This window comes from Anaeromyxobacter diazotrophicus (genome assembly GCF_013340205.1).
GTDB classification, from domain to species: Bacteria; Myxococcota; Myxococcia; order Myxococcales; family Anaeromyxobacteraceae; genus Anaeromyxobacter_A; species Anaeromyxobacter_A diazotrophicus.
The window spans coordinates 1-19,704 of sequence record NZ_BJTG01000008.1 but is presented as its reverse complement, the minus strand read 5'-3'; the positions used below and the strand labels follow the sequence as shown (position 1 = coordinate 19,704).

The window sequence follows — 19,704 nt, the reverse complement described above, 5'->3', positions numbered from 1 at the left end:
ATGGGCGGACCCCTGTGACGGGGGTCCGCCCTTTTTCCAAGACTTCCGGAGGATGCACATGACACGGCGATTCGCCGTCTACCTCGGAGCTCCGGTCGCGGCCGCGCTGCTCGCGTCCATCGCCGGCTGCGGCAGCGCTCGCGAGCCGGTGACGGCCGAGGCGACCACCTCCTGCGCCACCTGCCACGGCGATCGCAGCCCCGGCATCGAGCCGGGCGATCCGCACGCCGCCCCCGGGTTCAACGGGGGCACCGACGTCAACGGCCGGACCGCAGGCGATCCGGCCGCCACCGCCATCGGCGCCCACGCCATCCACCTCACCGGTGGCGCGCTGGGCGTGGCCGTGAGCTGTGACCAGTGCCACGTCGTGCCGGCCACGGTCGACGCGGCCGGCCACCTCGACAACCAGGTGACCATCGCGTTCGGCGCGCGGGCGAAGAAGAACGGCCTCGCGCCCGCCTACGACCCGGCCACCCAGACCTGCTCCAACACGTACTGCCACGGCGGCACGCCCGGCTGGAAGGCCAACCCGGTCGTGGCGCCGAAGTGGTCGCAGGGCAACGAGGCGATCGTCTGTGGCGCCTGCCACGACCTGCCGCCCCCCAGCCCGGTCCACGTGAAGATCGACAAGGCCACCCAGGGGTGCGGGACGTCGACGAACCCCGCCTTCGCCTGCCACCCGGCGGGCTACTCGCCCTTCACGGTCGACCCCAAGCTCCACATGGACGGGCAGATCTGCCCGCCGTTCTGCACGCCCGTCTCCCCGTAGCGGCCGCAGGACGCACCGTCTCTCCGAGGGCGTGGCCACCCGGCCGCGCCCTCTTTCTTTTCGCGGCGCGGGCGGTCCGGCCGGGCGCTCGCTAAGATGGCGCCGTGAAGCTCCGCCGCGTCCTCCCGCTCATGATCGGGTTCGTCTTCGTGCCGGCGGCGCTCATGCTGTCGGTCGGGATCCTGATCCTCGTCTTCGGCTCGGCGGCGCGCGACTACGTCTTCGGCACGCTCATCGTCGCGCTGGTCGCGACCACCATCATCGGCACCGCCGCCACCCTGGGCGTCATCTACCGCGAGTCGCGGCTGGCGCGGCTCCAGACCGACTTCGTCAACAAGGTGTCGCACGACCTGCGCACGCCGCTCACCAGCATCCGCATGTTCGTGGAGACGCTGCAGATGGGCCGGCTGCAGGACCCGGCGCGCCAGGCGGAGGCGCTCGAGATCATCTCCGACGAGGTGGCGCGGCTCTCCGACCTCATCAACCGGCTCCTCGACTGGGCGCGGATGGAGTCGGGCCGGCGCAGCTACAAGCTCGAGCCGTGCGAGGTGGGGGTCCTCGTCGACCAGGCGGTGGCGGCGCTCGAGCCGCTGCGCCTGCACCACCCGGCCGAGGTGACGCGGGACGTGCCGCCCGGGCTGCCGCGCGTGCGGGTGGACCCGGCGGCGCTGGGCGACGCGCTGCTCAACCTGCTCCACAACGCCTACAAGTACACCGGGCCCGACAAGAAGATCGCCGTCTCGGCGCGGGCCGCGAACGGGACGGTGCTGCTCACCGTGGCCGACAACGGCCCCGGCATCGCCGCGCCGGACCAGAAGCGCATCTTCGAGAAGTTCTACCGGGCCAAGGACGCGCTGGACCGCACCATCGAGGGCTCCGGGCTCGGCCTGTCGATGGTGAAGCACATCGTGAAGGCGCACGGCGGGAAGGTGAGCGTCTCCTCCCAGCCCGGCCACGGCGCCGCCTTCACCATCGCGCTGCCGGCCGAGGAGGTGGCGCGGTGAAGGGCAAGATCCTGGTGATCGAGGACGACCCCTCCATCCTCCGCGGGCTGCAGCTCAACCTCTCCATGGAGGGGTACGCCGTCCGCTCGGCCATGGACGGGGAGACCGGCCTCGCGCTCGCGAAGAGCGAGAGCCCGGACCTCCTCCTGGTGGACGTCATGCTCCCGAAGATGGGCGGCCTCGACGTCATCCGCGCGCTCCGGGAGAGCGACCGCGAGACGCCCATCCTCATCCTGTCCGCCAAGGGGCAGGAGGCGGACAAGGTGACCGGGCTCCAGCTCGGCGCCGACGACTACGTGGTGAAGCCGTTCTCGCTCAAGGAGCTGCTCGCCCGGATCGCCGCGGCGCTCCGACGGCGCGGCCCGCGCGAGCCGGAGGAGGCCGGTCCGCGCCGGTTCGGCGAGGTCGAGGTGGACCTGGTGGCACGCCGGCTGACGGTCCGCGGCGAGCCGGTGGGGCTCACCGCGCGCGAGTTCGACCTGCTCGCCTTCTTCGTCGCGCACCCCGGCCGCGTCTACTCGCGCGAGCAGCTCATGCAGGCGGTGTGGGGCGCGCGCTACAGCGGCACCGCGCGGACGGTCGACAACTTCGTGGGCCGGCTGCGCGCCCACCTCGGCGACGACGCCGAGCACCCGCGGCACCTGGAGACGGTGCGGGGGTACGGCTACCGCTTCACGCCCTGACGGCGGCGGCGGCGCGCGAGGAGGAGCGGCGGGAGGAGCGCCAGCACCGCGAACCCGGCGCCGGCGGTGGCGCAGCTCGCGCCGGGCGGGGTGCCGAGGCCGCCCGGGGCGCCGTTGCCGCCGGGGGTCGTGCCACCTGGCGTGCCGCCGTCGGTCCCCCCGTCGGTGCCGCCGTCCGTGCCCCCGTCGGAGGGGGCCGGGTTCTGGAGATAGGCCTCGAGCTGCGTCGCGATGGGCGCGAGCGAGCGATCGCTGCCCCCTGCCTCGAAGAGCGCCGCCCCGAGGACCGCGGGATCCTGCGCGAGCTGGAAGTCGAACCAGGCGAGCCAGGTCAGGTCGGAGGTCTGCCACGCCCCGGCGGTGCGGCCGGCCTGGGTGAGAAAGATGTTCGCGCCCGCGGGCGCGCCGTTCGCGGCGCACTGGTCGGCGATGGTGCGGTAGGTGAGCGCCGCGCTCTGCGCCGACTGGTCGAGCGTCGCCGCGAGCGCGTGCTGGCTCCAGGCCCAGGTGGCGATCCCGGCGGTGGCCATCCTGCGCAGCGTCTCGCAGATCACGGGCTCGGTGCCGCCGTCGCCCAGCAGCACGGTCGGCGGCGCGCCGGGGGCGAGGCCGCCGACGACGGGGTGGAAGCCGCCGTTGTTCACGGCCGTGGCGAGCTGCGTCCAGTAGTTGGCGAGCTCCGTCGCGGTCCCACCCGAGATCTCGGTCGGGCCCTCCACCCAGTCGCCCGACCTCGCACCAGCCGCCGCGAGCTGGGGCTGCCAGGTCTGGCTCCAGTCGGTGCCCTGGGTCGCGACGAGCGCCGAGAGCGCGCTGCCCGTGCCCCCGACCTGGAACGCGACCACCGTCTGCGGGCAGGCCGTGCGAAGCGCCGGGACCTGCGCCGCAGCGGCGCCGTCGCCCGGCAGGGGGAACACCGCCACTTCCGGGCACCCCGGCCCGGCGAGCAGCGCGGGGGCCGGAGCGGCGGAGCCGGCCACGTACACTCCGAGCTTGGTGGAGGCCGTGGCGGAGAGGGCCAGCGCGAGCAAGGCAGGGAGCATGCGCCGATTCTACGCGCCGGCGCGCCCCGCACGCCAAGGAAACCCGGGCTGCCCGCCAGGCGCGTGCAAGCCGAGCACCTGTGTCCGGGTTCCGCCGCGCGGGGCGCCCAGCCCGGGCGCTGACGGCGCCTCTCCACCCGAGCAGGTTCCTGCCCTCTCGAGGTCGAGCCGCTCGGGTGCGGCGAAGGAGACGCGCATGACGTTCCGCAAGACCACCCTTCCTCGGCGATGGGCGTGGGCCGCCCTCGCCGCCTTCGCGTCCGCGCTGCCGGCGCGCGGCGCCGCGTCCAGCATCCAGTGCGGCGACACGCTCTCCGCCGGCGCCTGGCTCCTCGAGACGGACCTCGTCTGCCCCAGCAACTCCGGGTCCGGCGTGGGGATCACGCTCCAGAGCGGCGCGGCGCTCGACCTGGGCGGCCACAGCGTGGCGATGAGCATCGCCGGCTCCGGCGTCAGCATCGAGCTCACCGGTACCGGGGCGAGCCTCGCTCACGGCACGGCCAAGAACGCCGAGCGGGCCATCCTGCTCTCCGGCGGCGGCGGCCACCACCTGAGCGACCTCCGGGCGACCGGGAGCAACATCGGGATCTACCTCGACCACTCCGACGGGAACGCCATCGCGACGACCGACGTGAGCGGCAACGCGGTGTTCGGCGTCTCCTCCGACACCTCGAACGGCAACCACTACGACCAGCTCGTCGCCGACGACACGAACGGCATCGGGCCGGCGGCCGGGATCCTGCTCTTCGCGTCGAACGACAACACCCTCACGCGGAGCGAGGTGCTTCGCAGCCAGTGCACGGGCATCCGGCTCGTCGACGCCAGCCGGAACACGATCGCGTTCAACTCCGTGCAGGACTCGTTCATCTCGATCTTCAAGGACAAGCCGTCGGTCGACATCCTCGTCATGGGCGCCTCGACCCACAACCTCATCCTGAAGAACGAGGTGAGCGCCACCGCCACCCCGCCCGTCACCTCCGACGGCATCAACATCGGGTGCAAGGACGGGTGCAACTGCGGCCTCGGCGGCCCCGGGATCTCCGAGCCGACCACCGGCGCGACCCACAACGTGGTGGTCGGCAACACCGCCGACGGCGAGCTCCGCTACGGGATCGCGCAGGCGACGGGGAACCCCAAGAACGTCTATGCCGCGGACGAGGCGAGCGGGAACGGGACGGCGAACTTCGCCATCGACCCGTGACCGGCGGACTAGGTCCCCGCCGCGAGCGCCGCCCGCACCGCCCGCACCAGGAGCTCGTCCTCGCCCGGCGCCACCGCGCGTGGATCGAGGACGAGCGCGCCCTCCTCGATGCGCCCCACCACCGCCGGGTCGCCGCGCCGGAGCCGCGCCGCCAGCGCGTCGGGCGCGCGGGAGGGGAGGGCGAGCACCCGCGTCGGGAGCGTCACCTCGGGGAGGGAGCCGCCGCCCACCGCCGAGGTGCTCTCCTTCACCGTCGCGCCGGGCGCGAGGTCGCCCAGCGCGACGAGCCAGCCGCGCGCCCGCGCCTCGAGCGCGGCGGGCGGCTGCGCGATGGCGCGCCAGACCGGGACCCGCTCCTCCGCCTCGCCGCGCTCGTAGTGGGCGAGCGTGGCCGAGAGCGCGGCCAGGGTGAGCTTGTCGACGCGCAGCGCGCGCATGAGCGGGTGGCGCTTCACGCGCTCCACCGCCTCGCGCCGGCCGACCAGGATCCCCGCCTGCGGGCCGCCGAGGAGCTTGTCGCCCGAGAAGCAGACGAGGTCCGCCCCGGCCGCGACGCGCTCCTGCACGGTGGGCTCGCGGCCGAGGCCGAAGCGCTCGGTGGGGAGGAGCGTGCCCGAGCCGAGGTCGTCCAGCACCCACACCCCGAGCCGCCTCCCCAGCGCGACCAGCTCGGCGAGCTCGGCGTCGTGCACGAAGCCCGAGAGGCGGAAGTTGGAGCGGTGCACCGACAGGAGCATGCGGGTGCGCGGGGTGGCGGCCGCCTCGAAGTCGCGCAGGTAGGTGCGGTTGGTGCTGCCGACCTCCACCAGCGCGGCGCCCGAGCGGCGCAGCACGTCGGGGATGCGGAAGCCGCCGCCGATCTCGACCAGCTGGCCGCGGGAGATGACGACCTCGGGGAGCGACGCCTGCTCGCCCCGCCCCGCTCCCCGTGCCCCGCCCCCCTCCCCCTCCGAGAGGGGGAGGGCCGGGGAGAGGGTGGGCGCGCCGCGGTCCGGCCCCTCGCCGAAGCACAGCGCCGCCAGCGCGATCAGCACCGACGACGCGTTGTTGTTCACCACCACCGCCGCCTCGGCCCCGGTGAGCCGGCACAGCGCCGCCGCCGCGTGGCCGTAACGGTCGCCCCGCTCGCCCGCCTCCAGGTCGTACTCGAGGTTCGAGTACCCCTCGCCCACCGCCCGCATCGCGGCGAGCGCGTCGTCCGAGAGCGGCGCGCGGCCGAGGTTCGTGTGGATGACGACGCCGGTGGCGTTGACGACGCGCCGCAGCGAGCCGCGGGCCGCCTCGGAGAGGCGCGCCAGGACCTCCGCCTCGAGGACCTCCGCCGGCGGGCACGGCTCGCCGGCGAGCACGCGGGCGCGCACCTCGTCGAGCGCGCCGCGCACCGCCTCCATGACCTGAGCGTGCCCGAGCCGCGCCACCAGCCCGGCCTCGGCCGCCGCGGCCAGGAGCCGGTCCGCCTTGGGAATCCTGCGGACCTGCGCGGCGGGGCCGGTGTCCTTGTCCGGGGTCATGTCCTGTCGCATAGCACGGCGGAGGTCCCCCATCCGCTCCGCGGCCGGGTTGCACGCTCTGTCCTGCGACAACCCAGTTGCCTGAATTCGTTGGGCAAGGTAATCCTTCGCCCCACCTTATGTCTCCATCCCTGGGTGACGCGGCTGCGGCGCAGTCCTATCTGTGGCTGATCATCGCGCTGCCGCTCGCCGGCGCGCTGGTGAATGGGCTCATCGGACGGCGGCTCGGGAAGGCCAACGCCGCCGTGATCGCGGTGGGCGTGATGGTGGCGGCCTTCGTCCTCGCCGTCATCGCCTTCGCGGCGGTGGTCCAGGGCGAGCCGCTGCACTTCCGCGGCGGCACCTGGTTCCGCGTCCCCGGCCCGGACGGCCGCGCGCTCGTGGACGTGAGCTGGGGGCTCTTGCTCGACCGGCTCTCCGGGACCCTGGCGCTCGTCGTCACGGGCGTCGGCTCGCTCATCCACCTCTACGCCGCGTCCTACATGTCGCACGAGGACGACTTCGGGTACGCGCGGTTCTTCACGTACCTGAACCTCTTCGTGGCGGCGATGATGACGCTCGTGCTGGGCGACAGCCTGGTGCTCACCTTCGTCGGGTGGGAGGGCGTCGGCCTCTGCAGCTACCTGCTCATCGGCTTCTGGTACACCGACCAGCAGAAGGCGTACTGCGGCCGCAAGGCGTTCGTCACCAACCGCATCGGCGACTTCGGCTTCCTCATCGGCCTCTTCGCGCTGCTCTCCATCTTCGGCACCGTGGAGTACGGCGCGATGTCGAGCGCGGTCCACGGCGCCTCGGCCGAGACGGTGCTCGGCGCGGGCGTCTTCTCCGGCAAGACGCTGGGCTGGGCGCTCACCTTCGCCACCCTCGGCCTCTTCGTCGGCTGCACCGGCAAGAGCGCGCAGCTGCCGCTCTACGTGTGGCTGCCCGACGCCATGGCCGGCCCGACGCCGGTCTCGGCTCTCATCCACGCCGCCACCATGGTCACCGCCGGCGTCTACCTGGTGGCGCGCACGAGCTTCCTCTTCGCGCTCGCGCCCGCCTCGATGGCGGTGGTGACGCTCGTCGGCGCGCTCACCGCGGTGGTGGCCGCGGCCATCGCCTTCGCGCAGAACGACATCAAGAAGGTGCTGGCCTACTCCACCGTGAGCCAGCTCGGCTTCATGTTCATCGGCGTCGGCGCGGGCGTCTTCTTCGCCGGCGTCATGCACCTCGTCACGCACGCCTTCTTCAAGGCCTGCCTCTTCCTCGGCGCCGGCTCGGTGATGCACGGCATGCACGAGGACACCGACATCCGGAACATGGGCGGCCTGTGGTCGAAGATGCCGAACACGGCGAAGACCTTCGGCATCGCCACCCTGGCCATCACCGGCATCGTGCCGCTCTCCGGCTTCTTCTCGAAGGACGCCATCCTGGCCGGCGCGCTCTTCAGCGCGAACCACGCCTACCCGTGGGTGGGCGTCACCGCCTACGTGCTCGGTACGCTCGCCGCCGCCGGGACGGCCTTCTACATGGTGCGCTGCTTCGCGCTCACCTTCGCCGGCAAGCCGCGCACCGACGTCGCCGCCCACGCGCACGAGTCGTCGCCGGTCATGACCGTGCCGCTGTGGGTGCTCGCCATCCTCTCGGTGGTCGCCATCGTCCTCGGCCTCCCGAAGGTCGAGGCGCTCGGGCACTGGGGCGAGGTGTTCGGCGAGTTCTTGCACCCGGTCTTCGCCCAGGCGGGCGAGATCCTGGGGGAGCACGAGGAGCACGTGGTGCTCTGGCCCTTCCTCGTCGCCTGGGGCATCGCGGTGGCGATGGGCGCCCTCGCCTGGCAGATGTACGCCGGCGCCTGGCGCGGCGCGCCCGAGAAGATCGTCCGCGCGTTCCCGGCGCTGTACCGGTTCACGCTCGACAAGTTCCGCGTGGACGAGCTGTACGACCTCTTCCCCATCGGCTTCATCCGCGGGCTCGCGTACTGGCTCTGGCGGGCGGTGGACGCCTTCCTCATCGACGGCGTCCTGGTGAACGGGGTGGCGCGCTTCTTCGGCTTCCTGGGCCGCGCCTTCCGGGTGTTCCAGAATGGCGACGCGCAGCGCTACGCGGCGGTGATGGCCATGGCGGCCGCCGTCATCCTGCTGTGGACCGTGTTCGGCGTGGGAGGCCGCTAGTGGCGCAGGCGAACTTGCTGTCGATCGTCGTCTTCCTGCCGCTCATCGGGGCCATCGCCGCCGCCTTCTTCCCGGCGGCCGAGCCGAAGCAGCACAAGGCGCTGGCCCTGGTCGTCACCCTCGCCACCTTCGGCGCCTCGCTCGGCCTCTGGTTCGGGTTCGACGCCTCGCCCGGCGCGCCGGAGTTCCAGGCGGTGGTCCACGTCCCGTGGATCCCGGCGCTCGGCGTCTCGTACCACGTGGGCCTCGACGGGGTGGCGCTGCTGCTCGTCATGCTGACCACGGCGCTCACGCCCATCGTGGTGCTCTCGGCGTGGAACGCGGTCCAGGAGCGCGTGAAGGAGTTCATGATCGCGATCCTGGTCCTCGAGACCGCGATGATCGGCTCCTTCGCCGCCCTCGACCTCATCCTCTTCTACGTGTTCTGGGAGGGCGTGCTCATCCCGATGTACCTCCTCATCGGGATCTGGGGCTCGGAGAACCGCCTCTACGCGACGGTGAAGTTCTTCATCTACACCTTCGTGGCGAGCGTGCTCATGCTCGTCGCCATCATCTACGTGGGGGCGAAGGCCGGCGGCACCTTCGACTACGTGCAGGTGCGGCAGGCGCTCGAGGTCTCGGCCTCGGCCCAGCGCTGGCTCTTCCTCGCCTTCGCGGTGGCCTTCGCCGTGAAGGTCCCGATGTTCCCGCTGCACACCTGGCTGCCCGACGCCCACACCGAGGCGCCCACCGCCGGCTCGGTGATCCTGGCGGGCGTGCTGCTCAAGATGGGGACGTTCGGCTTCTTCCGCTACGCGCTGCCGCTCTTCCCCGAGGCGGCGCTGCACTACCGCCCCGCGGTGGCGGCGCTGGCCGTGATCGGCATCGTCTACGGCGCGCTCATGTGCCTGGTGCAGAAGGACATGAAGCGCCTCGTCGCCTACTCCTCGGTCTCGCACATGGGCTTCGTGATGCTCGGGCTCATGGCGCTCACCGCCGAGGGGCTCACCGGCGGCGTCTACCAGATGCTCAACCACGGCGTCTCGACGGGCGCGCTCTTCCTCATGGTCGGCATGCTCTACGAGCGGCGCCACACCCGCCTCATCGCCGAGTACGGCGGCGTGGCGCGGCAGGTGCCGTGGATCGCCACCGCCTTCGTGATCGTGACGCTCTCCTCCATCGGGCTGCCCGGCACGAACGGCTTCGTCGGCGAGTTCCTCATCCTCTCCGGCACCTGGCTCGCCCGGCTGGCGAGCGCCCCGTGGTTCTCCGCGGTCGGCGCGACCGGCGTCATCCTGGGCGCGGTCTACATGCTGCTCCTCGTCGAGCGCGTCTTCTTCGGCGCGCTCTCGAACGAGAAGAACCGCACCCTGCTCGACCTCTCCTTGCGCGAGTGGGTGGTCATCACGCCCCTCGTCGCGCTCATCGCCGTGATGGGCTTCTTCCCCCAGCCGTTCCTCGACCCCGCCCGCCCGGCGGTGGACCGGCTCCTCGGGCGCTTCGCCGCCGTGGAGCACCGGCTGGAGGAGCGCGACCCGGGGCGCCCGCCCACCACCGGCACCCAGCCTCCCGCGCTGGCGGGGAGGGAGTGACATGACCGGCCTCTCCCCGACGGACCTCGCGGCCATGCTGCCCATCGCCATCCTGGTGGCGGGGGCGCTGGTCCTGCTCATGTCGGAGGTGTTCCTCACCTCCGGCCGCCGCGGCTTCATGGCCGGCATCACCGTCGCCGCGGCCGCCCTGGCCGGGCTGGCGGCGCTGCTCGCCCCGCCGGCCGGCCGCGTCTTCGGCGGTCAGGCGGTGGTGGACGGCTTCTCCGTCTTCGTGACCGTCACCGTCTGCGGCGGGCTCGCGCTCTCGGCGCTGGTGGGCGCGCAGTGGCTCCACGCCCGCGACGCCGAGCGCGGCGAGTTCTACGCGCTGGCGCTCTTCGCGGCGGCGGGCATGTCGCTCCTCGGCAGCGCCGCCGACCTGCTCATGACGTTCATCGCCATCGAGGTGATGAGCCTCGCCACCTACGCGCTGGCGGCCTACATGCGGCGCGGCCGCAAGCCGGCCGAGGCGGCGTTCAAGTACTTCGTGCTGGGCGCCTTCTCTTCGGCGCTCCTGCTGTACGGGACGGCGCTCGTCTACGGCGTGACCGGCTCCACCCTCTTCTCGGACTTCGCCCGCGGCTCGGGCGCGCTGCTCGTCATCGGGCTCGGCCTCGTCGGCGCCGGCCTGGCCTTCAAGATCGCGGCGGTGCCGTTCCACCTCTGGACGCCCGACGTCTACGAGGGCGCGCCCACCCCGGTGACCGCCTTCATGGCGGCGGGCGTGAAGACGGCCGGGTTCGCGGTGCTGGTGCGCGTGCTCATGGCGGTGTGGGGCGGCGCGGTGATGGGCTCGGCCCGCTTCGGCGCGGTGGCCGCGGCGCTGGCGGTGCTGACGATGCTGTTCGGCAACCTGCTGGCGGTCCCGCAGCGCAGCGTGAAGCGCATGCTGGCGTACTCGTCCATCGCGCACGCCGGCTACCTGCTCGTCGGCGTGGTCTCGGCCGGCGCGGCCGGGGCGCGCGAGAGCGCCCTGTCGAGCGTGCTCTTCTACCTGGCCGCCTACACCGCCACCGTCATCGGCGCGTTCGCGGTGGTGGGCGCGGTGGAGCGGACCGACGTCCGGGCCGAGCCCGCCGACGCCTGGGACCTGTCGCGCCTGGCCGGCCTGGCGCGCCGCCGCCCGGGCCTCGCCTTCGTGATGGCCGTGTTCATGCTGTCGCTGGCCGGCATCCCGCCCACCGCGGGGTTCGTCGGGAAGTTCCTCATCTTCAAGGCCGCCATCAACGCCCAGGCGTACGGGCTCGCCATCATCGGCGTCCTGACGAGCGCGCTCGGCGCGTACTACTACCTGCGCGTGGTGGTCTACATGTACATGCGCGCGCCGGAGGCGGGCGAGGAGGGCGCGCTCGCGCTCGGCCCCGCCCTGTCGGTGGCGCTGGCGGCCTCGGCGGTGGCGGTGGTGGTGCTCGGCATCGGCCCCGGCCCCATCGCCGACCTGGCCCGCGCCGCGTCGATGCTGACGCAGTAGCGGGAGGGGCCCGCTAGCCCCCGTCGCGCGCCCGGAGGCCCAGCGCCTTCATCTTGCGCCACAGGGTGGTCGGCGAGACCTCGAGCTCGCGCGCGACGCGGCCCAGGTCGCCGCCGCAGCGGCTGAGGGCCGCCTCGACCGCGCGCCGCTCGGCGGCCTCGACCGCGCCGGCCAGGGTCTGGGCTGCGCTCGCGCCGGGCACCTCCGGGGCGGGCTCGAAGTGGATGTCCGCGTCCGAGAGCACGGCGTGCGGCGTCAGCGCGGCGGCCTGCTCGATCATGTTCTCGAGCTCGCGCACGTTGCCGGGCCACGGGTAGCCGAGCAGCTTCTGCATCGCCTCCGGCGAGAGGGACTTCCGCTCGCCGGTGCGCTCCGCGAACCCCTCCAGGAAGCGCTGGGCCAGGAGCGGGATGTCCTCGCGCCGCTCGCGGAGCGGGGGGATGCGCAGCGGCACCACGTTGAGCCGGTAGTACAGGTCCTCGCGGAAGCGCTTCTCGGCCACGGCGGCCTTGAGGTTCTGGTTGGTGGCGGCGATGACACGGACGTCCACCTTCACCGAGAGCGACTCGCCCACCCGGCGGATCTCGCCCTCCTGGATGGCGCGCAGGAGCTTCGCCTGCGAGCCGAGCGCGGTCTCGGCGATCTCGTCGATGAAGAGCGTGCCGCCGTCCGCCTCCTCGAAGAGGCCGCGCCGGGCGCGCGTGGCGCCGGTGAAGGCGCCGCGGGCGTGCCCGAACAGCTCCGACTCGAGCAGGGTCTCGGTGATGGCGGCGCAGTTGATGGGCACGAACGGCTTGTCGCGGCGGCGGGAGGCGGCGTGCAGCGCGCGGGCGATGAGCTCCTTGCCGGTCCCCGACTCGCCGGTGACGAGCACGGTCGCGTCGCTGGGCGCGACCCGCACCACGCGGTCGAGCAGCTCGCGCAGCGCCGCGGAGCGGCCCACGATGTGCTCGAGCCCGTAGCGCGCGCGGAAGTCGCGCCGGAGCAGGCTCACCTCGCCGAGCAGCCGCCGCTTGTCCATCGCCTTCGCGACGCGCAGGAGCAGCTCGTCCTCCTTGAACGGCTTCGCGATGTAGTCGTAGGCGCCGCGCCGGATCGCCTCCACCGCCGATTCGATCGTCCCGTAGGCGGTCATCACGATGACCTGGGCGGTGGGCGCGGCCTCGAGCGAGGCCCGCAGCACCTCCATGCCGTCCACCGCGCCCATGCGCACGTCGGTCAGCACCACGTCGAACTGCTCCGCGCCGAGCCGCTGGACGGCGGCGGCGCCGTCCTCCGCCTCGGTCACGGCGTAGCCCGCCTCGCGCAGCAGGAGGGCGGTGGTGGCGCGCATGTTCCGCTGGTCGTCCACGACCAGCACCCGGCCCGCTCCCCCGGCCTCGAGCGGCTGCGCCCGCGTCGCGTCGGCTGCCGCCTCGTTCATGGCTCATCCTCGGCCGAACCGGCGTCCGGTTTCAACGGGGACGTCGGGCGGATCGGCAGGCGGAGCGAGAACACCGTGCCGCCCTGCGGGCCGGGGCGCGTCTCGATGCGGCCGTGGTGGTCGTCGACGATGCGCTTCACCACCGCCAGGCCGAGCCCGGTGCCGGTGGCCTTGGTGGTGAAGAAGGGCTCGAAGATACGGTGGCGCACGTCCTCCGGGATCCCGGGGCCGGTGTCGCCGAGCTCCAGCACCACGCCCCCCTCCTCGGCCCGGGCGCGGACGGTGAGCGTCCCGGCGCCGCCCATGGCCTGGGCTGCGTTGAGGACCAGGTTCAGCACCGCCTGCCGCAGCAGGCGCGCGTCCATGGGGACGGGCGGCAGGTCGTCCGCCAGCTCGCGCTCGACCCGCACCCCGCGGCCGCCGTCGCCGAGGGCGGCCGCCAGGGCGGCGTCGACCACGGGCGCGAGCGGCTCCGCGCGCACGGTCGGCCGCGACGGCCGCGCGAAGTCGAGCAGGTCGCCCACCATGCGGTTGAGCCGCTCCGCCTCCTCGCCCACGATGTCGAGCAGCATCCGCGCGTCGCCGCGCTGCGGCACCAGCCGCCGCAGCGAGCCGAGCGAGTTGAACACCACGCCCAGCGGGTTGCGGACCTCGTGGGCCACCACCGCCGCCAGCTCGCCCAGGGCGGCCAGCCTCTCCTGCCGCACGAGCTGGTCCTGGGCCCGCGCCAGGTCGGCGTAGGAGCGGCGCAGGTCCTCGTACAGCCCGGCGTTCTCCACCGCCACCGCCAGCTGGTTCGCGATGGCGGTGGCGCGCTCGACCTCGGCCGGCGTGAAGCGGCGCGGGCCGCGCGTCTCGGCGATGAGCGCCACGCCGATGGGCCGCTCGCGCACCACGAGCGGCAGCCCCAGGTAGGCGCGCGCGCCGGTGAGCGTCTTGAGCTCCGCGTCGACGCGGACGTCCTGGGTCACGTCGGCCATGGCGATGGGCGTCCGCTGCTCGTAGACGAGCCGCGACAAGCTGTGCTGGAGGCGCAGCGAGATGCCGTGGCCGACGAGGCGCGCGCCGCTCCCGGAGGCGGCGCGGACCACCATCCGGTCGCGCTGCGCGTCCGCCAGGAGCAGGTACCCGTCGGGCGCGTCCACGATGCGCGCCAGGTTGCGCACGCCGGCCTCCAGCACCTGGCTCAGCTCCAGGGTGGCGACGAGCGAGCGGCCTACCTCGTGGACGAGCGACAGCTCCTCGACGCGGTGCCGCGCCTCGGCGTAGAGCTCCGCGTTCTCGAGCCCCATGGCCGCCTCGCCCGCCAGCGCCAGGGCGAGCGCGATCTCCGCCTCGCTGTAGCGCCGCTCCGGGCCGTCGGCGAGCGCCACCACGCCGCGCGTCGCCCCGCGCGCCGAGAGCGGCACGAGCAGCACCGAGAGCGGCGGCGGCGCGATCTCGCCCGGCCGGGGCGCGTCGATGACCTGCAGCCCCCACGCTGGCTCGCACGCGCCGAGCGCGCGCCGGACGAGGTCGCTGCGGGCGAGCGGGATCGCGATCTGCGCCGGCGGCAGCGGGGTCCCGAAGCCGGCCACGCCGGTCAGCCCCTCGCCGTCCTGGTCCAGCTGCAGCACCACCACCGACCGGACCGCGAGCGCGCGGGCCATCTCCTGGCTCGCCTCCTCGAGGAGCCGGCGCGCGTCGCCCGGCGCGGTCGCGAAGACGCGCAGCGCGAGCGCGTTGACCGCCTCCAGGTCGGCCACGCGGCGCCGGGTGTCCGCGAACAGGCGGGCGTTCTCGACCGCGACCCCGAGCTGCACGCCCACCGCGGTGAGGAGCGAGAGCTCGCCGTCGGTGAACGGCTCGGGCCGCCGGCGGCCGAGCACGAACGCGCCCAGCACGCGGTCCTTCGCGAGCAGCGGGACGCCGACGGCGGCGTGCACGCCCTCCTGGTCGCGCATCCAGGCCTGGCCGGGGCTCGCCGGCCGGAGCTCCGGGTGATGGATGATCTTGCCCTCGGCGGCGGCCTGGCCGGCGGGGCCCTTGCCGAGCGGCAGCCGTGACGTCCGGGCCGCCGTCTCGGCCGAGACCCCGAGGCAGGCGGTCTGGCGGAGCTCGCCCGCCTCGAGCAGGTAGGCGGCGGCGGTCTCGGCGCGGAAGGTGGCCGAGGTGCGGCGGAGCGCGTTCTCGAGCAGGAGCACCGGGTCGAGCGTGGCGGTCGCCACCGCCATGTCGTTGAGGAGGGTCAGCTCGGCCACGCGCCCGCGCAGGTCGCCCAGCAGCCGGTGCGTCTCGACCGCCGAGGCGAAGTGCGCGCCGAGCGCCTCCAGCAGGTCGGTGCGGCAGGCCTCGGGCGAGCGCGGCTCGCGGAAGCCCGCCGAGAGCACCCCGACCGTGCTCGAGCGAAAGCGCGCCGGCGTGCTCGCCACCGTCGCGAGGCGCAGCGGCGCGAGCAGCTCCTGGAGCGCTCCGGGCAGCTCCGCCACCTGGCGCACCCGCACCTGCCCGCCCAGGCCCACCGACTCGAAGACGTTGCCGGTGACCGGAGCGCGCCCGAGCCGCCGGCGGTCGGCCTCGTCGCCGCCGTGCAGGTGGAGCAGCACCGCCTCGCGCCGGTCGCGCTCGAGGAGGAAGAAGCCCACCACCGGGGCGCCGAGCAGCGCGGAGGCCTCCTCCCCGGCGCGCGCGAGGAACAGCTCGAGGTCGGGCGCCGCGCCGGCCGCCTCCGCCACCCGGTTGAGGGCGGCCAGCTCGGCGTTGCGCGCCTGGAGCGCGGCCAGCTCGCCCTCGCCCGGCGGCACCGCGGTCACCGCCCCTCGCCCCGCAGCACCCGCTTGTCGCCCACGCGCAGCGTGACCTTCTCGCGGTCGAAGTACTCGGCCAGCGGGATGACGTGCTTGCGCGTCGCGCCGACGAGCTCCTTGAACTCCTGGGTGGTGATCTCCCGGCGCACCGCGAGGTGCGCCACCAGCCGCTCGCGCAGGCCGTGGATCGCCCCCGCGTCGTAGTAGAGCTCGGAGGAGACGCGCACCGCGGCGCCCTCGGCGAGCAGCAGCTTCAGCACCGCCGCCACCTCCTCCGGCGCGGCGCCGGCGAGGCCGGGCAGCTCGGACAGCCAGGGCGGGGTGAGACCCCCCTTCACCAGCGCTGCGGTCACGGTGGCTTTGAGCGCGCCGCCGGCCGCGCCGCTGGCGGCGCGGTGGGTGGGGAGGCGCACCTGATCGGCCTCGGTGACGAGCTCGCCCTTCTCGACGAGCTGCGCGAGCAGGCGGGCGAAGAGCCTGGCGTCCGTGACCGGCGGCAGCCGCCCGCGCAGCTCCTCCCGCGAGATGCCGGTCGCGAGCGGGTGCGAGGCGTGGAACGCCTTCACCGCCTCGACCAGCCGGGCCGCCAGCCCGCGCGCAACCTCGCCGGCCACGTAGGCGCGCTTCTCGCGGTCGAAGAGGACCGCGCCGCCCTTCGCCCCCAGGCGCTCGAGCGCGCCCTGCAGCGCCTTGGGCGAGAGGCCCGTTCGGCCGAGCAGCGCGTCCGCGGCGAGGCCCGCCGGGCCGGCGCTGGCGAGCACCGCCGTGAGCCGCGCCTCGACGTCGCCCTTCGCCAGCGCCTCGAGCTGCTCCACCTCGGCCGGGCGGCCGCGCCGCCGGCGCCGCACCGCCACCGCCAGGACCCGCCCGCCGGCGAGCGTCTTGCCGCGCCCCTCGAGCACCGCGAACCCGCGCAGGATGAAGCGCTGGCCGGGGAGGGCGGCGGCCGGCGACGCCAGCCGGAGCTGCGCCAGGGCGGTCGCGCCGGGCGCGAGCTCGGCGCGGTCGAGCAGCGACACCGCCGCCTGCACCTGCGCCGTCCCCACGTGGAGCAGCAGCTTCGCGCGGTGGCGCAGCGGCTTCGGCGCGGCGGCGAGCAGCGTCAGCTCGACGTCCAGCGCGTGGCTCAGCGGGACCACCCCGGCGTGCACCAGCGCCTGCCCGCGCGAGATGGTCTGCGCCTCGACGCCGGGGAGGTTCACCGCCGTGCGCTGGCCGGCGAGCGCGCGCTGCACCGGCTGCCCGTGGACCTGGACCGACCGCACCCGCAGCCGCCCCTGGCCCTGGGCCGGCGGCGAGAGCACCACCTCGTCCTCGACCGCCACCGCGCCCGAGAGCAGCGTCCCGGTGACCACGGTCCCGAACCCCTTCAGCGAGAAGGCCCGGTCCACCGGCAGGAAGAGCGGGCCGTCGGCGGGGCGTTCCGGCACCTCCCGCGCCAGCCGGGCCACCTCGGCCACCAGCGCCGGCAGCCCCTCGCCGGTGCGGGCGGAGACCGGGACCAGCGCGGCCTCCTCCAGGAACGTCCCCTTCGCGGCGGCGCGGACGTCCGCCTCGAGCAGCGGCAGCCAGTCGGCGCCGAGCTCCGGCAGCAGGTCGGACTTGGTGATGGCGACCACGCCGCGCGGGACGCCGAGCAGCCGGCAGATGTCGAGGTGCTCGCGCGTCTGGGGCATGACGCCCTCGTCGGCCGCGACCACCAGCACCACCAGGTCGATGCCGCCCGCGCCCGCCGCCATCGCGCGCACGAACCGCTCGTGGCCGGGGACGTCCACCACCCCGGCCACCGTGCCGTCCGGCAGCGCCAGGTGCGCGAAGCCGAGCTCGATGGTGATCCCGCGGCGCTTCTCCTCCCGGAGCCGGTCGGTGTCGACGCCGGTGAGCGCCTTCACCAGCGCGGTCTTGCCGTGGTCGATGTGCCCCGCGGTCCCGAGGACGATCCGCTTCATTCGCGCCTGAACCGGGAGATCACACCCCGACCTCGCCCGGGTCGCTGCCGGGCTCGCCGCTGCCGCCGTGGAGCTGGTAGTCCCAGCCGAAGACGACGAGCTCCTCCGTCTCCAGGGCGAAGAAGTCGGCGTGGTGGCCGGCCGGGCGCACCACCATGGCCGCGGTGCGGATGTCGCGGGCGCCCGCCTTCTCGGCGGTGACGCGGCCCGCCCCCAGGGTCTGGCCGCTCACGGTGACGTCGTCCACCACCAGCACCTTCTTCCCGCGCAGGGCCATGACCGCCTGCGCCACCGAGCGGCGGCCGTACTTGCGGACGCGGATGGGGCGGAACTCGGCGCGGAAGTAGCTGGCGATGGCGCCGCCCAGGAACACGCCGCCGTTCACCACCCCGAGCACGACGTCGGGCTTGAACTCCGGCTCCATCCGCTCCGCCAGCTCGCGCGCGATGTCGCCGAACTCGGCCCAGCCGATCTCGCGGAGCCGCTCGTCCGGCCGGGCGCGCGACTGGGAGGCGGGGACCTGCAGGCGCTGCACCGCGAACGCGTCGCCCACCCCGACCCCGAGCGGCTGCTCGGCGCGAGGACGGCGCGGCGCGGGCTTCCGGCGCGGCGGAGAGGACACCGCGGCACGGGCGGTGGCGCGAGGGCGGCGAGCGGCCTTGGCGGCGGGGGTCTTCGAGGTGCGCGGCGGCATGGCGTCCTTCCGTCTCAGCTCGAGCCGCCCCACGCGGCCTGGAGACGCCGGATCTGTACCACGGCGGCCTCGCGTTTCGTCACGTGCCGTCGCCCTTCTCCTGGCGCTCCAGGCGCGCCAGCATGTCGCGCAGCTCCGCCTGGCCGACGACGTAGCGCTCCCGGCAGAACTCGCAGGTGACGACCGCCTCGCCCTCCTTCTCCAGCACGTCGAGCAGGCCATCCTTGCCGAGCGCCGAGACGGCCACCCGGGCCCGCTCCATGCTGCAGCCGCACCGGTAGGCGACCTCCAGGTCGGCGAGGAGGTCGAACCCCGTCCCGACCACCTCGCCGATGGCCTCCTGCGCCGCCGCGGCCCGCGCGAGCGCCGCCCGGAGCGCGCCCGCCCGCAGGCGCTCGCGGATCCGCTCCAGCGCCGCGCCGTCGCCGTCCGGCAGGCGCTGCACGAGCAACCCCGCCACCTCGCCCAGCGGCTCGTCGGCGCGAGGCACCACCGCCAGGTCGAGCGCCGTGCCGACCTGCTCGGAGTCGAGGAAGTACCGCTCCAGGTCGCGCCCCAGCTCGCGCGCCTCGAGCGCAACCTGGCCGCGGTAGAACTGCCCGCCCCCCAGGTCGCGCATGACGGAGAGGTAGCCGGACCCTCCCAGCGCCGCGCGCGCGCCCGCGGCCGGATCTCCCGGGAAGTTCACCTGCGGCGCCCGCACGTAGCCGCGGACGTTGGCGTCGGTGTCCGCGTCGACGAACAACCCGCGCAGCGGGCCGTCGCACTCGAGCTGCAGGTTCACCCGCGTGTGGTCCTTCGCCAGCGAGGCGACGAGCAGGCCAGCGGCCAGGCCCTCGCCGAACAGGTAGGCGGCGGTCGGATAGAGGCCGTGGAGCATCCGCGCGATGCGCGCGGTGTCGGTGACGCGGGCGTAGAGGACGCGCAACCCCTGCGACGGCAGGAGTCCGCGCACGAGGCGGTCGGACATGGAGGTGGTCAGTTTAACCCGAGCAGGCGCCGCCCGCAGGCGGCGGGGGGCGGAGTTGGACTTGTGGACTTGGACTTGACTTGGGTGCCGGACATCCGGTTCCGGACTTGGGTGCCGGACATCCGGCTCCGGTTCGACACCCGGTTCTGAGTTGGGCTTGGGTGCCGGCACTCGGGCGCCGGACACCGACGACTGCTGGCGCGCCACTTGCTCTCACTGGCTCGCAGTGTCCCGGATCCCGCGCCGCCTCCTGGTCGAGGAGAACTCCACCAACCACTGCACGTGGCGAAGCCACGGGTTCAGTCTCGTCCTCGACTGCGACGAGGCCTGCGAGAAGTTCCTCGCACTCATTCGGAAGTACAAAGAGAAGTTCGGAATCCAGATCCTCTCCTACTGCCTCATGGGTACCCACCCGCACGTCATGTGCACGGCCACCCGCGGGCAGCGCGCCTTCAGCGACTTCTGGAAGCTCGTCAACT

General features: G+C 74.1%; 15 protein-coding genes. 8 read left to right on the top strand and 7 right to left on the bottom strand.

The features are described 5' to 3' along the window. Positions 1-58 precede the first annotated feature (58 nt). From HWY08_RS16100 to HWY08_RS16090, 3 genes are all read left to right on the top strand, one after another. Entirely contained in the window at positions 59-769 is a 711-nt protein-coding gene (locus tag HWY08_RS16100) for a CxxxxCH/CxxCH domain c-type cytochrome (RefSeq protein WP_176067053.1), read from the top strand. Positions 770-873: 104 nt separating this feature from the next. Next, positions 874-1,773, top strand: a complete 900-nt coding sequence (locus tag HWY08_RS16095) for a sensor histidine kinase (RefSeq protein ID WP_176067051.1) — start codon at positions 874-876, stop codon at positions 1,771-1,773. Further along, the gene (locus tag HWY08_RS16090; protein WP_176067049.1) at positions 1,770-2,456 is read left to right on the top strand and encodes a response regulator transcription factor; all 687 of its coding nucleotides are present in this window, start codon (positions 1,770-1,772) and stop codon (positions 2,454-2,456) included. The genes HWY08_RS16095 and HWY08_RS16090 overlap by 4 nt, the downstream gene beginning before the upstream one ends. On the opposite strand, the gene HWY08_RS16085 is transcribed toward HWY08_RS16090, so the two are convergent. Further along, complete coding sequence (locus tag HWY08_RS16085) at positions 2,438-3,499, bottom strand: hypothetical protein (RefSeq protein WP_176067047.1); 1,062 nt, start codon at positions 3,497-3,499, stop codon at positions 2,438-2,440. The two genes, HWY08_RS16090 and HWY08_RS16085, sit on opposite strands and share 19 nt — an antisense overlap. Before the next feature lie 196 nt (positions 3,500-3,695). On the opposite strand from HWY08_RS16085, the gene HWY08_RS16080 reads away from it, so the two are divergent. After that, positions 3,696-4,700 (top strand): NosD domain-containing protein, encoded by a 1,005-nt coding sequence (locus HWY08_RS16080; RefSeq protein WP_176067043.1) that lies wholly within the window; start codon positions 3,696-3,698, stop codon positions 4,698-4,700. 8 nt (positions 4,701-4,708) lie between these two features. On the opposite strand, the gene selA is transcribed toward HWY08_RS16080, so the two are convergent. Beyond that, a complete protein-coding gene (gene selA / locus HWY08_RS16075; RefSeq protein ID WP_176067041.1) occupies positions 4,709-6,211 on the bottom strand; it encodes an L-seryl-tRNA(Sec) selenium transferase in 1,503 nt (500 codons plus the stop codon). Positions 6,212-6,330: 119 nt separating this feature from the next. Here selA and nuoL point away from each other — a divergent pair, with 119 nt between their 5' ends. The 3 genes from nuoL to HWY08_RS16060 are packed head-to-tail and all read left to right on the top strand — an operon-like array spanning position 6,331 to position 11,403. Continuing rightward, entirely contained in the window at positions 6,331-8,361 is a 2,031-nt protein-coding gene (gene nuoL / locus HWY08_RS16070) for an NADH-quinone oxidoreductase subunit L (RefSeq protein ID WP_176067039.1), read from the top strand. Further along, positions 8,361-9,932 carry an NADH-quinone oxidoreductase subunit M gene (locus HWY08_RS16065; protein WP_176067036.1) on the top strand — a complete coding sequence of 524 codons (1,572 nt, stop codon included), beginning with the start codon at positions 8,361-8,363 and terminating at the stop codon, positions 9,930-9,932. The genes nuoL and HWY08_RS16065 overlap by 1 nt, the downstream gene beginning before the upstream one ends. A gap of 1 nt (position 9,933) precedes the next feature. Beyond that, a complete protein-coding gene (locus HWY08_RS16060) occupies positions 9,934-11,403 on the top strand; it encodes an NADH-quinone oxidoreductase subunit N (protein ID WP_176067034.1) in 1,470 nt (489 codons plus the stop codon). Positions 11,404-11,416: 13 nt separating this feature from the next. Here the strand turns inward: HWY08_RS16060 and HWY08_RS16055 are convergent, their stop codons facing one another. From HWY08_RS16055 to HWY08_RS16035, 5 genes are all read right to left on the bottom strand, one after another. Then, positions 11,417-12,826, bottom strand: a complete 1,410-nt coding sequence (locus HWY08_RS16055; protein ID WP_176067032.1) for a sigma-54-dependent transcriptional regulator — start codon at positions 12,824-12,826, stop codon at positions 11,417-11,419. After that, positions 12,823-15,618 carry a GAF domain-containing protein gene (locus HWY08_RS16050; protein ID WP_176067030.1) on the bottom strand — a complete coding sequence of 932 codons (2,796 nt, stop codon included), beginning with the start codon at positions 15,616-15,618 and terminating at the stop codon, positions 12,823-12,825. The genes HWY08_RS16055 and HWY08_RS16050 overlap by 4 nt, the downstream gene beginning before the upstream one ends. Further along, a complete protein-coding gene (selB, locus tag HWY08_RS16045; RefSeq protein WP_176067028.1) occupies positions 15,615-17,561 on the bottom strand; it encodes a selenocysteine-specific translation elongation factor in 1,947 nt (648 codons plus the stop codon). The genes HWY08_RS16050 and selB overlap by 4 nt, the downstream gene beginning before the upstream one ends. A gap of 19 nt (positions 17,562-17,580) precedes the next feature. Then, positions 17,581-18,255: a phosphoribosyltransferase gene (locus tag HWY08_RS16040; protein ID WP_209005170.1), complete on the bottom strand. Its 675-nt coding sequence runs from the start codon at positions 18,253-18,255 to the stop codon at positions 17,581-17,583. Between the two features lie 79 nt (positions 18,256-18,334). Further along, positions 18,335-19,225 carry an Hsp33 family molecular chaperone HslO gene (locus HWY08_RS16035; RefSeq protein WP_176067026.1) on the bottom strand — a complete coding sequence of 297 codons (891 nt, stop codon included), beginning with the start codon at positions 19,223-19,225 and terminating at the stop codon, positions 18,335-18,337. A 226-nt stretch (positions 19,226-19,451) separates the two neighbouring features. On the opposite strand from HWY08_RS16035, the gene HWY08_RS16030 reads away from it, so the two are divergent. After that, positions 19,452-19,704: transposase (locus HWY08_RS16030; protein ID WP_503826544.1), on the top strand; the 253-nt coding region annotated here is incomplete at its 3' end.